The sequence below is a fragment of the Bradyrhizobium diversitatis genome (assembly GCF_016031635.1).
GTDB lineage: Bacteria > Pseudomonadota > Alphaproteobacteria > Rhizobiales > Xanthobacteraceae > Bradyrhizobium > Bradyrhizobium diversitatis.
Genome location: NZ_JACEGD010000004.1, coordinates 174,865 through 189,344 on the forward strand (window position 1 = coordinate 174,865; position 14,480 = coordinate 189,344).

Here is a 14,480-nt window from a genome sequence, read left to right on the forward strand (position 1 = left end):
TCTCCGTCCCACTAGGCAACCACGGGGATCATGGACGAATGAGTTGCTGGTCATCGACGGACCAATCGTCGAGGCTCTGCACGACACAATAGGGATCCGGTTTCACGCGCACACCTGGATTCCACACGATCTGGAATCGGCCGTTTCGATCAAGCCGCGCGATCCGCGGCCAAAGATAGGTGTGGTTGTTTTCGGGATCGACACGCACCCTTCCCTGCGGCGCATCGAACTCGAAATCCCTGAGATTGCCAAGCACCTGTTCCGGATCGTCGGAGCCGCACTTTCCGACTGCACGCATCGCCAGATGCACCTGGAAGTAGGATGCTTCGGCGCCGGCCGTCACGGGCGCATCGTCTCCGTATTTTTGCTTGAAGCTCGAGACGAAACGCCGCGCAGCCGCCGAGGACAGGGTCTCGAAGAACGGTGCCGCGGTGATGTGTCCCTCGGCAGCCTCCGCGCCCATTTCGGCAACCTCCGCCTCGTTGGTGGCGAGACTTGCTATCGGCATGCGTGCGGGGTCGAAACCTGCCGCCCGATAGGCACGGTAGAACGCCGCAGTGCCGGCTCCAACCACGGTGGAGAAGATCACCTCCGGCGAGGTCTTCTTGATCCGCGCGATGACCTTGTCGAAATCCCCCTGGCTGGCTTGCAGCGGCACATAGATCTCGTCGAGCACCTTGCCTTTGCTCTGCACGACGAAGTCCGCCATCAACCGGTTCGATTCATAGGGATAGACGTAATTGGAACCGACGAGCAGAAAGCGGTTGCCGTAAGTGGAAAGCAGGAAACGCGCAAGCTGGATCGAGTTCTGGTTGGGCGCCGCGCCGGTGTAGATACAATTGCGCGAATACTCGAACCCCTCGTATTGCGTCGGATAGAACAGCAGGCCGCGGTGGCCTTCGACGACGGGAAGCACAGCCTTGCGCGTGCTGGACATGTAGCAGCCGAACAGGATCCTGATGCGATCGAACTGGAACAGCCGCTCGGCAAAGGCGCGGAATTTCTTCGGATCGGAAGCGGGATCGTAGATCACGGGTTCGACCGGTCGGCCGAGGACTCCGCCATTGGCATTGATCTCCTCGATCGCGAGCAAGGTCGCATTCAGCTGCGTGCGCTCGATGGCCGACGTCACGCCCGTCTGCGAGAACAGCACGCCAACCCGCCAACTGTCCGAATTGTCTTTGGCTGACACCATCAAATCACGATCGTTGGCTGCATCCGTCAACGCCGCCCCTCTTCTCGCGGTGCCGTATCACGCCTTTGCGGCATCCCCAGTCTATGATGAATAATGGGGATGACGTCAACGGCCGCATCAAACGCCCGGAACGGCCCTGGGCACGACGCATTTCGTTCGGATATCAACAGTCCAAGGTATTGTCTCGTTCCCATTGGGTCAGATGGCGTGCGTAGTCGTTCCACTCCTCATGCTTCAGCTTGAGATAGGCGGGCACGAACTCCCCGAGATGATCCCGCAGCACGCTTGAATGTTCGAGCGCTCGCAAGGCATCGAGCAGATTCATCGGGAGCCGCTTGGCCGAGGTCACGGTATGCCCTTCGGTATACATGTTGATGTCGAGCCGCTTTCCGGGATCTCGCTTGTTGCTGAGGCCGTCGAGTCCGGCAGATAGAACCGCTGCCTGCAGCAGGTAGGGATTGGCAGCTCCGTCGGCGAGCCGCAGCTCGAAACGGCCGGCCTCGGGAATTCGGATCAAGTGGGTTCGGTTATTTCCGGTGTAGGTAACCGAATTCGGCGCCCAGGTCGCGCCCGAGATCGTTCGCGGCGCGTTGATGCGCTTGTAAGAATTGACCGAAGGATTGAGGATAGCGGCCAGAGCGTCGGCCGAATTGATCACGCCGCCAAGGAAATGATAGCCGAGCTCGGAGACGCCGAGTTCGCCGCCTTCGTCCTCGAACAGGTTTCGTTCACCTTTCCACAGCGACACGTGCACATGACAACCGCTGCCGGTCAGCGAGATGAACGGTTTCGGCATGAAGGTCGCGCGGAGGCCATGCTTCTCGGCGATGGAGCGCGCCATGTATTTGAAGAAGGCATGCCGGTCGGCCGTGACCAGCGCCTCGTCGAATTGCCAGTTCATCTCAAACTGGCCGTTGGCATCCTCGTGATCGTTCTGATAGGGCTGCCAGCCGAGCTCCAGCATGGCGTCGCAGAGCTCACTGATGACATCGTAGCGCCGCATCAGCGCCTGCTGATCATAGCAAGGCTTTGTCTGCCGGTCGGCAGTGTCGCAGACTTCGCGGCCATCCTCGGTCAGCAGGAAGAACTCGCACTCCACGCCGGTCTTCATCGTCAGGCCGGCGCCCGCAGCCTCCGCGATCTTGCGCTTGAGCACGTTGCGCGGCGCGTGCGCAACCGGTTTGCCGTTCATCCAGGGATCGGCGGCCAACCAGCCGACCTCGCGCCGCCAAGGCAACTGGATGAGCGTATCGGGATCCGGCACGGCAAACAGATCCGGATCAGCAGGCGTCATATCGAGCCAGGTGGCAAAGCCGGCAAATCCCGCGCCGTTCTTGGCCATGCCGTCGATCGCCGCAGCCGGCACCAACTTGGCCCGCTGTACGCCGAACAGATCGGCATAGGAGATCAAGAAGTATTTGATCCCCTTCTCGCGCGCTGTATCCGAAAGCTTCGTTGACATCGTTGTCTCCAAGCTACTCGCCGTTGAGCAGGTTCACGCCAAATCCGCCTTCGGATCGTCATGACCCGGTATCCACGAAGTTCCGGCCAAGGGGACGCGCGCCATCGCCGCGGCTTCGAGCGTCAGCGCTACGAGGTCCTCGGGCTCAAGATTATGGACGTGGCTCTTGCCACACGCACGAGCTATGGTTTGGGTCTCGAGTGTCAGCACCGAGAGATAGTTTGCAAGGCGCCGGCCGGCTTTGACCGGGTCGAGCCGTGCGGCAAGCTCCGGGTCCTGCGTCGTGATCCCGGCGGGATCGCGTCCGTCCTGCCAGTCGTCATAGGCCCCTGCGGTGCTGCCCAATTTCCGATACTCCTCTTCGAGACCGGGATCGTTGTCGCCGATCGCGATGAGCGCGGCGGTGCCGATCGAAACAGCATCCGCTCCCAGCGCGAGCGCCTTGGCCACATCCGCGCCGTTGCGGATGCCGCCCGATACGATCAGTTGGACCTTGCGATGCATGCCGAGATCTTGCAAAGCCTGTGCCGCGGGCCGGATCGCAGCGAGGATCGGCAGCCCGACATGCTCGATGAACACATCCTGCGTCGCAGCGGTGCCGCCTTGCATGCCGTCGAGAACAACGACGTCGGCACCGGACTTCACCGCGAGCGCCGTATCGTAGTAGGGCCTGCTGGCACCGACCTTGACGTAGATCGGCTTTTCCCAGTCGGTGATCTCGCGCAATTCCTCGATCTTGATTTCGAGATCATCCGGCCCGGTCCAATCCGGATGCCGGCAGGCCGAGCGCTGATCGATGCCTTCCGGCAGCGTCCGCATCCTGGCGATGCGCGGCGAGATCTTCTGGCCCAGCAGCATGCCGCCACCACCGGGCTTGGCGCCCTGCCCGATCACGATCTCAATCGCATCCGCGCGCCGGAGATCGTCCGGGTTCATGCCATAACGCGAAGGCAGATATTGATAGACCAGGATCGACGAGTGCCCGCGTTCCTCGTCAGTCATGCCGCCGTCACCGGTCGTGGTCGAGGTACCGACTGCGGATGCCCCGCGCCCCAAAGCCTCTTTCGCTGGCGCCGACAGCGCACCAAAGCTCATGCCGGCGATCGTGATCGGAATCTTCAACTCGATCGGCTTGCTGGCAAAGCGGCCGCCCAGCACGACATTGGTGCCGCAGCGCTCGCGATAACCCTCCAGCGGATATCTGGAGATCGACGCGCCGAGAAACAGCAGGTCATCGAAATGCGGCAGCTTGCGCTTGGCACCGCCGCCGCGGATGTCGTAGATGCCGGTCGCCGCCGCGCGCTGGATCTCGGCGATGGCCTGCGGATCGAAGGTCGCGGAGAATCGCGGCGGGGTGGCGGCCTTCGGACTCTGTGCATTCATCGGGAAGCCGTCCTGCCTCAGTAAGCATCGACGTTGTCGATGTGGAAATGATAGAGCTTGCGGGCCGATCCATAGAGCCGGAAACCGTCTGGGCCGCCGTCCGAACCGGCCGACAGCCCTGCTCTCTCCAGCACCCCGAGAAGAATGACCTTGTCCTCGTCCGACAACGGCTTCTCGATGCAGTCTGCACCGAGGCTTGCCACCGATCCGCGCACGAAAAGCCGCGCCTCGTAGATGGAATCGCCGAGCGCCTCGCCGGCATCGCCGAACACGACGAGAGTGCCGGCCTGCGCCATGAACGCACTCATCGGACCGATCGAGCCTTTCACGACGATATCGATGCCCTTCATCGAAATGCCGCAACGCGCCGACGCATTGCCCTCGATAACCAACAGCCCGCCAACGCCGGTCGCCCCCGCCGCCTGGCTGGCGTCGCCCTTCACCCGGACCTCGCCGGAAATCATGTTCTCGGCAACTCCGACGCCGGCATTTCCATCGATGACGATCGTGGCATGCTTGTTCATGCCGGCGCAGTAATAGCCGACATGCCCCTTCACCTCGACGGTCACGGGGGCATCGAGACCGCAGGCGATGGCATGCTTGCCGTGCGGATGCTCGATCACCCATCGCGTCTCGTTGGTCTCCGGCGTGAGCCGATGCAGCTCGCCATTGAGTTCACGGACGCTGCTTTCCTCGAGATCGACCGAGCGCATCAGCGCAACTCCCACGCATAGACCCTGGCCGGCTCCGGCTCGAAGACCCGCGCTCTTCCGGCATTGGGAAGTACGGCGAGCGCGCGATATTCCGATCCGAACGCGACATAATCGTCGGTCTCGGCCATGACGGCCGGCTTGCAACTGATGGGGTCGCGGAGCACCGCGAAACCACTCTCGGTTCCGACCACGAATGTGAAGAACCCGTCGAGATCGGCGAGACTGTCCGTCAACGCCTGCTCCAGCGACGCACCCTGCTGCATGCGCCAGGTCAGGAAACCCGCGGCAACCTCGCTGTCGTTGTCCGTTTCGAACGTCAGTCCTTCCCGGCTGAGAAAGCGCCGTACGCCGCAATGATTGGAGAGCGAGCCGTTATGAACCAGACACTGGTCCTTTCCGGTCGAAAACGGGTGCGCACCACGCGTCGTGACGGCGGATTCGGTGGCCATCCGGGTGTGGCCGATGCCGTGCGTGCCACTCATTCCCGACAGTTCGAACCGCTTGGCGACTTGCTCCGGAAGCCCGACCTCCTTGAACAGCTCCATCCTGGCACCCACGCCGGCCAGCGTCACGCGACTGTCGCGTGCGATCAGCAAGCGCACCTCTTGTTCACGCGCCAGCGGCACCGAGACCACGGCGTGGGTGTCGTGAAAGACGGAGTCCAGATCGCCTGCGCCCGCCTTGCCGAGATCCGCCACCGCCTCACGAATCTCGACGGCCGATGCTGCCCGCAGCGTGAGCTTGACGTGATCCGCTTGCGAGCTGCCGTAGACCGCGAACCCGGCGCTGTCGGGACCGCGATCGCTCATCACGCCGAGCATGGCCGCAAGGTGAAACCCCAGCTTAGGATACAGCCCCGGGTTCTTGAGGAATAGACCGACAATACCGCACATGCCTGCTCTCCATCGGGCGAGCCATGCATATCGTCCCGCGTGGACGGCTGTCAACTATCGAGAACAATGTTTTCTTGTCAGGAAATATGGAATAGTGTCGTCAAAGCTCAGCTTCCATCACCACCAATGCGATCCTCCATGCACTACTCGATCTTCAGTCTCGCGCGTCAAGCGCTGCTCGGCCATCGCGGCTGGACGGCGGCTTGGCGCGACGCCAGCCCGAAATCGTCCTACGACGTCCTCGTCATCGGCGGCGGCGGGCACGGCCTTGCGACGGCTTACTATCTCGCGAGACATTTCGGCATCGCCAACATCGCCGTGCTGGAAAAGGGCTGGATCGGCTCCGGCAATGCCGGCCGCAACACCACGATCATCCGCTCGAACTACCTGCTGCCTGGCAACAATCCCTTCTACGAATTCTCGATGCAGCTCTGGGAGGGCCTGGAGAAAGATCTGAACTACAACGCGATGGTGAGCCAGCGCGGCGTGCTGAACCTGTTCCACTCCGATGCGCAACGCGACGCCGCAGCCCGCCGCGGCAACGCGATGCGGCTGCATGGCGTCGACGCCGAACTGCTCGACCGGACCGCCGTCCGGCGCATGCTGCCGTTCCTCGATTTCGATAATGCCCGATTTCCGATCGAGGGCGGCCTGCTGCAGCGACGCGGCGGAACGGCCCGTCACGACGCCGTCGTATGGGGCTATGCGCGCGCGGCCAGCGACCGCGGCGTCGACATCGTCCAGAATTGCGAAGTTACCGGCATGATCCGTGAGGGCGATCGCGTCGTCGGCGTGGAAACGACGCGCGGGACGATCCGCGCACCGAAGGTGGCGCTGGCGGTTGCCGGGAATACCTCGCGGCTGACGGCCATGGCCGGTCTGCGCATGCCGCTCGAAAGCCACGTCTTGCAGGCCTTCGTCAGCGAGGCCATCAAGCCGTTGATTCCGGGCGTCGTCACCTTCGGCGCAGGCCACTTCTATATCAGCCAGTCCGACAAGGGCGGCCTCGTGTTCGGCGGCGACATCGATGGCTACAATTCCTATGCGCAACGCGGCAATCTGCCGACCGTAGAGGATGTCTGCGAAAGCGGCATGGCATTGATGCCCATGATTGGACGGCTACGGATGTTGCGCTCATGGGGTGGCATCATGGACATGTCCATGGACGGCTCGCCCATCATCGACCACACGCCGCTTGACGGCCTCTATCTGAATGCCGGCTGGTGCTATGGCGGGTTCAAGGCCACGCCGGCATCCGGCTGGTGCTTCGCCCATCTGATTGCCCGCGACGAACCGCATCCAGTGGCACGCGCCTTCCGGCTTGACCGTTTCGCGAGCGGCTATTTGCTCGATGAAAAGGGCCAGGGCGCCCAACCCAATCTGCACTGAAGGTCGATCGGCATGCGCATTCCCTGCCCGTTCTGCGGCAATCGCGACGTCAGCGAATTCGCCTATCTTGGCGATGCCAGCGCCCCGCGGCCAGCCGCCGACGCACCCGACGCCGACCGCGAATTCTTCGAAGCGGCCTATCTGCGGGACAATCCGTCCGGGCTGCATCGCGAACTCTGGTATCACGCGTCCGGCTGTCGAAGCTGGCTGGAAGTCGAGCGCAATACCAGGACCCATGACATCACCAAAGCCACCTTTGCCCGCGACCGGGTCCGTGCATGAGCGACATCAGCGCCCCGCAACCCAACCGAATCGACGGCGGTCTGATCGACCGCAGCAGAGCCTTGCGCTTCCACTTCGATGGCAAGCAGTACCAGGGCTTCCAGGGCGATACGCTGGCATCCGCTCTTCTGGCGTCCGGCGTCAGGATCGTCGGCCGCTCGTTCAAATATCATCGTCCACGCGGCATCATGACCGCCGGCGCCGAGGAGCCGAATGCGCTGGTCGAATTGCGGACCGGCGCACGTCGTGAGCCGAACACGCGCGCCACCACGATCGAGCTGTTTGACGGGCTCGAAGCCCTGAGCCAGAACCGCTGGCCGACGCTGCGTTACGATCTCGGTGCGGTCAACTCGCTGCTGTCGTCCCTGTTTGTCGCCGGTTTCTACTACAAGACCTTCATGTGGCCCGCTTCGTTCTGGGAGCGAGTCTATGAGCCTCTGATCCGACGTGCCGCTGGCCTCGGCAGGGCCAGCCTGCAGCCCGATCCCGACCAGTACGAGAAGGCGTACGCCTTCTGCGACGTGCTGGTCATCGGCGGTGGCCCCGGCGGTCTCGCCGCGGCGCTGGCAGCGGGACGCGCGGGCGCCCGGGTCATCATCGCGGATGATGACTTCATCCCCGGCGGCCGGCTGAACAACGACGTCCACACCATCGACGGCCTCTCAGGCGTTGAATGGGCCAAATACACCGCCAAAGAGCTGGACGCACTTCCGAACGTCACAATGATGACGCGGACCACAATCTTCGGCGCCTATGACGGGAGCACTTTCGGCGCGCTCGAACGCGTTTCCGATCACCTGCCCGTTCCCCCCGCACACCAGCCGCGGCAGCGCCTATGGAAGATCGTGGCGCAGCGATCCATCCTTGCGGCGGGCGCCATCGAACGGCCGATCGTGTTCGGCGGCAACGACCGTCCCGGAATCATGCTGGCCTCCGCGGTGCGTACCTATCTCAATCGCTACGGCGTGGCACCGGGCAAGGCGGCGACCCTGTTCACGAGTTGCGACGACGGCTGGCGCACCGCGCTCGACCTCGCGCGTGCCGGAGTCAAGGTCGAAGCCATCATCGATGCACGATCCGAGATCTCCCCATCGCTGGTCGCCTCCGGCCAGACGATCGGCGCCAGACTGTTGAAGGGCGCGCACGTCATCGACACACGCGGCGCACATGGTCTCAGCCAAATTCGCGTGCGGACCAATAAGGGCGACGACATCGCGATCGAGTCCGACCTGCTTGCGGTCAGCGGCGGCTGGAATCCGAACCTCGCGCTCTCGACCCATCTCGGCGGTCGTCCGCGCTGGTCCGAGGAACGCTCGGCCTTCCTGCCAGGCGATCTGCCGCGGAATCTCGTCGTCATCGGCGCCGCGAGCGGCGCACTGACGCTGGCGGAAGCGCTGAAACAAGGGACGGCTGCCGGGGCGACCAGTGCGGATGCTGCCGGATTCAAATCCGGCGCCCGGCCCGAATTCGTCGTCGACGACGAGAGCATCTCCGGCGAGCCGCTGTGGCAAGCCGCAGCATCCCGATCGAAGGCTTTCGTCGACTACCAGAACGACGTGACGCAGGCCGACATCGCGCTTGCCGCTCGCGAGGGCTTTACGTCGGTCGAGCATCTGAAGCGCTACACCACGCTCGGCATGGCCACCGACCAGGGCAAGATGGCAGCCGTGATCGGTCACGCCATGATGGCGGCGCTCACGGATCGTCCGATGCCGCAGGTCGGCACCACCATCGCGCGACCGCCCGCCACGCCGGTCGCGATCGGCGCCTTCGCCGGCCGTCATCGCGGCCAGGATTTCCGCCCGGTCCGGCTGGCGCCGAGCCACCGGTGGGCCGAACAGCTCGGCGCGACCTTCGTCGACGCGGGCCCGTGGCGGCGCGCGCAATGGTTCGCGCGACCAGGCGAAGCGGACTGGCTCTCGACCGTGATTCGCGAGGTCAAGACCGTGCGCAGCGCCGTCGGCGTCTGCGACGTCTCGACCTTGGGCAAAATTGACGTCCAGGGCGCGGATGCCGGTATCTTCCTCGATCGCATCTACATCAACACCTTCTCCACCCTGCCCGTCGGCAAAGTGCGCTATGGACTGATGCTGCGCGAGGACGGCATCGCGATGGATGACGGAACCTGCGCCCGCTTTGCGCCCGATCACTACGTGATGTCGACGACGACGGCGAACGCAGCGAAGGTGATGCAGCATCTCGATCACGCCCGACAGGTGCTGTGGCCCGAGCTCGACGTCCAGGCCATCTCCGTCACCGAGCAGTGGGCCCAATTCTCCATTGCCGGACCGCGCGCGCGCGATCTTCTGGATCGTCTGCTCGGCGGCGCGATCGACATATCCGATGCCGCATTTCCGTATCTCGCCTGCGCGGATTTCTGCTGGAGAGGGCGGCCGGCGCGGCTGTTCCGCGTCTCCTTTTCGGGCGAGCTCGGCTACGAGCTCGCGGTCCCGGCGCGCTTTGGTGACGAGACGATCCGCGCCATCATGGAGGCGGGCGCCGGGTACGGCCTCACTCCATATGGCACCGAAGCGCTTGGCGTGATGCGTATCGAGAAGGGACACGTCGCCGGCAACGAGCTGAACGGCACCACCACCGCGCACGATCTCGGGCTCGGCCGGATGATGGGCAAGAAGGACTTTATCGGCAAGGTGCTTGCGCGTCGGCCCGGACTCGTCGATCCGGACCGTCCGGCCGTGATCGGGTTAAAGCCGATTGATCGCCGGCAACGCCTGCGCAACGGCGCTCACCTGTTCTCGCCCGGTGCAGCCGTCAAGCTCGAGAACGATCAGGGATACGTCACGTCGTCGGCATTCTCGCCGATGCTCGGCCATTGGATTGCGCTGGCTCTGCTGGCACGCGGCCGAGAACGCGTGGGACAGATCTTGCGGGTCGTCGACCCTCTGCGAGGTGCCGATTTCGAGGCCGAGATATGTTCTCCCGTCTTCTATGATCCGGAAGGAGCGCGGCTGCGTGGCTGATCGTCTCAATCATGGCTTTGCGGCGTCCTCCAACCCGGGCGTCATCGTATCGATACGCAATGATCTCGGCTACGCGACCATCATGGTTCGGCGCGGCGCGGACGAGCAATTGAAACAGCGCGTCAAGACCGCCTATGGAATCGATCTCGTTCCCGGTCCGCGCCGCAGCGCATCCGGCGATGTCGCCTTTCTCGGGATCGGGCCCACGACCTGGCTCGCGACGCAGGACGATGGCGGCAATGGGTTTTCCGTCTCGTTGAAGCAGGCTGTCGGCGATGCCGCATCGGTGACCGATCAGACCGACGGCTATGTCATCCATCGCGTCAGCGGGCCGCGGATCGGCCAGGCTCTCGCCAAGGGTTTTCCGATCGATCTGCACAACCGTGCATTCGCGCCGGGCGCCGTCGCCGTGACAGCCGTTTCGCACCTCGGCGCCATCATCTGGCGGCTGGATGATCTGGAAGACGGTACACCGGTTTTCGAGATTGCGGTCTTCCGCAGCCTTGTCGACAGTTTCCGTCGCTGGCTGGATGACAGCCTGGCAGGGTTCGGGCTCGCACGGAACTGATCGCCTGTCGGCAATGCATCGAAGCTGCGTGCCGTCCAATCCTGCTGTACTGGTCGACCGGCCCTGGGCTCTGCTCCGGGTCTCATCTAAAGGACCTATCCGATGGCGAGGGCCAAAAGCTCGAAAACAGTCTCACGCGAGGCGCCTGAATACCGTACCGGCTCCAACGCACCGCAGGATCCCCGCAACCTCGAACGCGCCCTGGGTGCCCAGATCCGAAAGTTGCGCCGGGACGGCGATCTGTCGGTACTCGACCTATCAGCCGCGTCGTCCATCTCGGCCGGCATGCTGTCGAAGATCGAGAACGGGCAGATTTCTCCGTCACTGGCGACGCTTCAGTCGATCGCCAAGGCGCTCAACGTCCCGCTCAGCCTGTTGTTTGCGGCCTCAGAAGAGCGACGCGATTGTTCATTCGTGCGCGCCAAGCAGGGCGTCGTGATCGAGCGGCGCGGAACCAAAGTGGGTCATGTCTACCAATTGCTCGGACATGTCATCGGCGGCGACGTCGTCGTCGAGCCGTACATGATCACGTTGAAGGAGGACGCCGAGCCCTTCACGGCATTCCAGCACGCCGGCATGGAATTCATCTACATGCTCACTGGCGAGGTCGACTATCGGCACGGCGATAGCAGTTACCGTCTGCGGCCCGGCGATTCCATCCTGTTTGATTCCGGCGCGTTGCACGGTCCCGAGCGGCTCGTCAAGCTGCCCATGACGTATTTGTCTATCATCGTGTATCCACGCGGGTGATCTTCGCCAACATGCTTCCCCAGCGAGCGGCGGCATCAGCAAACTCTCCTGCAGGTGCCGGTTGGCTTGTTCGTCGATAGAGTTGATCCGGCTACCGCCATCGCCAGCAATTGACATGGCACTAGACGATGAAGTCCGTCACATGCAGGTCCGCCGTTCGGACGCCCTGCAGCGTTATCGTATCGCTGGCCGTCAGGTGAACCACGGCATTGCCCGAGGCGTCGTCGCTGATCAGGCTCTTCAGTGCAGCCCAGTCCGCAAAGCCGTAGTCTTGCACGTCGATCAAATCGTGCTCGACCGCCGCGCTGCCGACGATCGTATTGCCTTGATTGAAGTCATGGATCAGGTCCTGGCCCGAGCCCTTGTCGAACGCAAAGATGTCGCTGTTCGGTCCGCCCCACATCTCGTCATTGCCGCCTTTGCCGTTTAGGATGTCCCTGCCGCCTGTGATCGAACCTGGGGCCGCTGGATCGTAGGTCCGCGCGTCGCCCATCAACATGTCGACGTACGATCCGCCCGCGAGGACATCGTTGCCCCCCTGCGCGTTACCGGACATGGAATCGACATCGCCAATCAGCAGGAAGGAATAGAAGTGAACATTGCCATGGAGATCGACAATCGTAAGGGTGTCGTTCCCGCCACGTGCTTCACCCGAGAGTCCACCCCCATCGCCGTATAATCTGCCGCCTCCGGTTTGGGCATCGTCTCCGACGGTGAAGGTGAGATTGTCGTTGCCGCCGTGCGCATGATCGCTCAGGCCGAAGGCATCGCCGTACAGAAGTGCCGAGCCGGTCTGCCCGGTCTGGAGAGCGACCAGCGTGTCGTTGCCGCCATGGGTGTCCCCGGACATGGTTCCGCCATCGCCGACCAGTGTGTTCAATGACCGGCCGCCGAACGCGCCGATGACGGTGTCGTTGCCGCCCTGCACGTGGTCAGACATGGCACCCTCGGCGTCGCCATAGAGTGTGAAGCCGTTGCGTACCGAGCCCGTGCTGTCGCCGGTCACCGTGTCATTGCCGCCTTTGGAATGGCCGGACATGGATTGAGCATCACCGTCGACGATGACGGTGTTGTTCTCGCTCGCGATGTTGACCGTGAGTGTATCGTTGCCGCCCCGGGAATGATCCAGCAGGGCTGCGGCATCGCCCACGAGATTGATGAACGTCAGGCCGTCGACGTTCACCGTGATGGTGTCGTTGCCGCCATGCGCATTGGACGGGAACTCAGGATCTCCGAACAAGGTTTCAAAGCTGAGCTGCGGAATGGTCAGCGTGATCGTGTCGTTGGGCAGACGGCGCATGGCAACTCCAATTTCAAAGGCAGAAGAAAACGTGAAGATGCGGGGGTCTCGCTCGCGAAACACGAGCATTTCGCTCGGACGGCCAAAGCTACCTCGGGTTGATGACCGAGATTCGCCGAGAACTGGACATGATTGCGACCGCCGCGCGGCGGCTATCATTCCTCATATCGCCAGGAACAGAGGACATGTTGGCTAGACCCGATCAACGAGCGGTGGCGTCTTGCCAATCTGCAGTCCTGACAGAAGTTCGAGGGCGTGCGTCAACTGCTGGCCAATGCTTCCGTTGAAGCGCTGCCGCTACATGTCGGTTCAGAATGTTAGACTGGACGCAAGCCGAAGCGGCTTCGCGCGGCTTTTACCTGCGATATGGCGAAGATGATTACAGCACCCACACTGGTGTCCAATGGCGAGCGAAGCCCACGCTTCTTTCATCGGATTGTAGATCAGCTCGAAGCGTGCCTGCCTAAAAGCGAGAGGGTGGAGATCCCGGCAAGCTCCCAGACAATCCCATCGCCAATGACCAAGCGGTGCTCTCATTCATGGAGAAGCATTAACAGCATCGCTGATTGCTGAGAACATCGGCTCCTGGCCCTTCTGCGACCTCGGAATTTGCACTGACGGCTGGAGGATGTGGTAAAAATCCGGCAATCCACAATCATGACGGTTGAAAAAGTGAAACGATCACCGGGCCTTATCTGATCCCGTCACGGATCATGTATCCGGCGCCGCGGATCGTGTGCAGCAGCGGACGCTCGAAGCCCTTGTCGATCTTGGAGCGGAGCCGCGAAATGTGCACGTCGATCACGTTGGTCTGCGGATCGAAATGATAATCCCAGACGTTCTCGAGCAGCATGGTGCGCGTTACCACCTGGCCGGCGTGCTTCATCAGGTATTCGAGCAGGCGGAATTCGCGCGGCTGCAGCGTCAGCTCGTCCTTGCCGCGGGCGACGCGATGCGACAGCCGGTCGAGCTCGAGATCGCCGACGCGGTAGAGCGTTTCCTCGGCGGGGCCGCCGCGGCGGCGCGACAGCACTTCGACGCGGGCCAGGAGCTCGGCAAAAGAATAGGGCTTCGGCAGATAGTCGTCGCCGCCGGCGCGCAGGCCCTTGATGCGGTCGTCGACCTGCCCGAGCGCGGAGAGAATCAGCACCGGCGTCGTGCTGCCCTTGTCGCGCAATGCGCCGATCAGCGACAGGCCGTCGCGCTTGGGCAGCATGCGATCGACCACCAGCACGTCGTAATCGCCGCTTTCGGCCATGGCGAGGCCTTCCTCGCCGTCGGCGGCGTGGTCGGCAATGTGTCCGACTTCGCGAAACGCCTTGGCGAGGTAGTCGGCGGATTCGCGGTCGTCTTCGATGATCAGGAGGCGCATCGTGCGTTCGGCGGCGGTCAAGGAGGTCAACCTTCTCTAAACATGGCGCGAGCGGCACCGGCATGCAAGCCGAGCGGGAGAGTGTCGAAGCAGGAAAAAGGCGGGCGGTGAAGCTGGGGGGACCTCACCGCCCTAGGCCTTCCGACGGAGGGGGGCGTAATTCCACCGGAAGGTAGACAGGGGAAGCCAGCG

General features: G+C 63.0%; 12 protein-coding genes. 5 read left to right on the forward strand and 7 right to left on the reverse strand.

All coding sequences use genetic code 11. The annotated features are described in order from the left end of the window. Positions 1-28: 28 nt before the first annotated feature. The 5 genes from H1B27_RS05075 to H1B27_RS05095 all read right to left on the reverse strand — a co-directional run bounded on the left by H1B27_RS05075 (position 29) and on the right by H1B27_RS05095 (position 5,646). Positions 29-1,195 (reverse strand): transporter substrate-binding domain-containing protein, encoded by a 1,167-nt coding sequence (locus tag H1B27_RS05075; RefSeq protein ID WP_197965232.1) that lies wholly within the window; start codon positions 1,193-1,195, stop codon positions 29-31. Between the two features lie 163 nt (positions 1,196-1,358). Further along, positions 1,359-2,657: a type III glutamate--ammonia ligase gene (gene glnT, locus H1B27_RS05080; protein ID WP_197965233.1), complete on the reverse strand. Its 1,299-nt coding sequence runs from the start codon at positions 2,655-2,657 to the stop codon at positions 1,359-1,361. Between the two features lie 33 nt (positions 2,658-2,690). Beyond that, positions 2,691-4,040, reverse strand: a complete 1,350-nt coding sequence (locus H1B27_RS05085) for an FMN-binding glutamate synthase family protein (RefSeq protein WP_197965234.1) — start codon at positions 4,038-4,040, stop codon at positions 2,691-2,693. 17 nt (positions 4,041-4,057) lie between these two features. Next, a complete protein-coding gene (locus H1B27_RS05090) occupies positions 4,058-4,753 on the reverse strand; it encodes a GltB/FmdC/FwdC-like GXGXG domain-containing protein (RefSeq protein WP_197965235.1) in 696 nt (231 codons plus the stop codon). After that, on the reverse strand, positions 4,753-5,646 hold the full coding sequence (locus H1B27_RS05095; RefSeq protein WP_197965236.1) for a class II glutamine amidotransferase: 894 nt from the start codon (positions 5,644-5,646) through the stop codon (positions 4,753-4,755). The genes H1B27_RS05090 and H1B27_RS05095 overlap by 1 nt, the downstream gene beginning before the upstream one ends. A 138-nt stretch (positions 5,647-5,784) precedes the next feature. Here H1B27_RS05095 and H1B27_RS05100 point away from each other — a divergent pair, with 138 nt between their 5' ends. The 5 genes from H1B27_RS05100 to H1B27_RS05120 all read left to right on the forward strand — a co-directional run bounded on the left by H1B27_RS05100 (position 5,785) and on the right by H1B27_RS05120 (position 11,616). After that, the gene (locus tag H1B27_RS05100; protein WP_197965237.1) at positions 5,785-7,035 is read left to right on the forward strand and encodes a sarcosine oxidase subunit beta family protein; all 1,251 of its coding nucleotides are present in this window, start codon (positions 5,785-5,787) and stop codon (positions 7,033-7,035) included. A gap of 12 nt (positions 7,036-7,047) precedes the next feature. Then, the gene (locus H1B27_RS05105; RefSeq protein ID WP_197965238.1) at positions 7,048-7,317 is read left to right on the forward strand and encodes a sarcosine oxidase subunit delta; all 270 of its coding nucleotides are present in this window, start codon (positions 7,048-7,050) and stop codon (positions 7,315-7,317) included. Further along, positions 7,314-10,298: a sarcosine oxidase subunit alpha family protein gene (locus tag H1B27_RS05110; RefSeq protein WP_197965239.1), complete on the forward strand. Its 2,985-nt coding sequence runs from the start codon at positions 7,314-7,316 to the stop codon at positions 10,296-10,298. Before H1B27_RS05105 ends, H1B27_RS05110 begins: the two co-directional genes overlap by 4 nt. Continuing rightward, on the forward strand, positions 10,291-10,866 hold the full coding sequence (locus H1B27_RS05115; RefSeq protein ID WP_311976925.1) for a sarcosine oxidase subunit gamma: 576 nt from the start codon (positions 10,291-10,293) through the stop codon (positions 10,864-10,866). The genes H1B27_RS05110 and H1B27_RS05115 overlap by 8 nt, the downstream gene beginning before the upstream one ends. 102 nt (positions 10,867-10,968) lie before the next feature. Continuing rightward, complete coding sequence (locus tag H1B27_RS05120) at positions 10,969-11,616, forward strand: helix-turn-helix domain-containing protein (RefSeq protein WP_131870224.1); 648 nt, start codon at positions 10,969-10,971, stop codon at positions 11,614-11,616. A gap of 121 nt (positions 11,617-11,737) precedes the next feature. Here H1B27_RS05120 and H1B27_RS05125 read toward each other — a convergent pair whose 3' ends face one another. Continuing rightward, positions 11,738-12,916 carry a calcium-binding protein gene (locus tag H1B27_RS05125; RefSeq protein ID WP_197965241.1) on the reverse strand — a complete coding sequence of 393 codons (1,179 nt, stop codon included), beginning with the start codon at positions 12,914-12,916 and terminating at the stop codon, positions 11,738-11,740. A 691-nt stretch (positions 12,917-13,607) separates the two neighbouring features. After that, positions 13,608-14,288, reverse strand: a complete 681-nt coding sequence (locus H1B27_RS05130; protein WP_061878634.1) for a response regulator transcription factor — start codon at positions 14,286-14,288, stop codon at positions 13,608-13,610. Positions 14,289-14,480 lie beyond the last annotated feature (192 nt).

Coding starts and splice junctions, on each gene's coding strand:
- H1B27_RS05125 (WP_197965241.1), bottom strand. CDS start 12,916: ATGCGCCGTCTGCCCAACGACACGATCACGCTGACCATTCCGCAGCTC.
- H1B27_RS05090 (WP_197965235.1), bottom strand. CDS start 4,753: ATGCGCTCGGTCGATCTCGAGGAAAGCAGCGTCCGTGAACTCAATGGC.
- H1B27_RS05110 (WP_197965239.1), top strand. CDS start 7,314: ATGAGCGACATCAGCGCCCCGCAACCCAACCGAATCGACGGCGGTCTG.
- H1B27_RS05130 (WP_061878634.1), bottom strand. CDS start 14,288: ATGCGCCTCCTGATCATCGAAGACGACCGCGAATCCGCCGACTACCTC.
- glnT (WP_197965233.1), bottom strand. CDS start 2,657: ATGTCAACGAAGCTTTCGGATACAGCGCGCGAGAAGGGGATCAAATAC.
- H1B27_RS05100 (WP_197965237.1), top strand. CDS start 5,785: ATGCACTACTCGATCTTCAGTCTCGCGCGTCAAGCGCTGCTCGGCCAT.
- H1B27_RS05085 (WP_197965234.1), bottom strand. CDS start 4,040: ATGAATGCACAGAGTCCGAAGGCCGCCACCCCGCCGCGATTCTCCGCG.
- H1B27_RS05095 (WP_197965236.1), bottom strand. CDS start 5,646: ATGTGCGGTATTGTCGGTCTATTCCTCAAGAACCCGGGGCTGTATCCT.
- H1B27_RS05075 (WP_197965232.1), bottom strand. CDS start 1,195: ATGGTGTCAGCCAAAGACAATTCGGACAGTTGGCGGGTTGGCGTGCTG.
- H1B27_RS05120 (WP_131870224.1), top strand. CDS start 10,969: ATGGCGAGGGCCAAAAGCTCGAAAACAGTCTCACGCGAGGCGCCTGAA.
- H1B27_RS05105 (WP_197965238.1), top strand. CDS start 7,048: ATGCGCATTCCCTGCCCGTTCTGCGGCAATCGCGACGTCAGCGAATTC.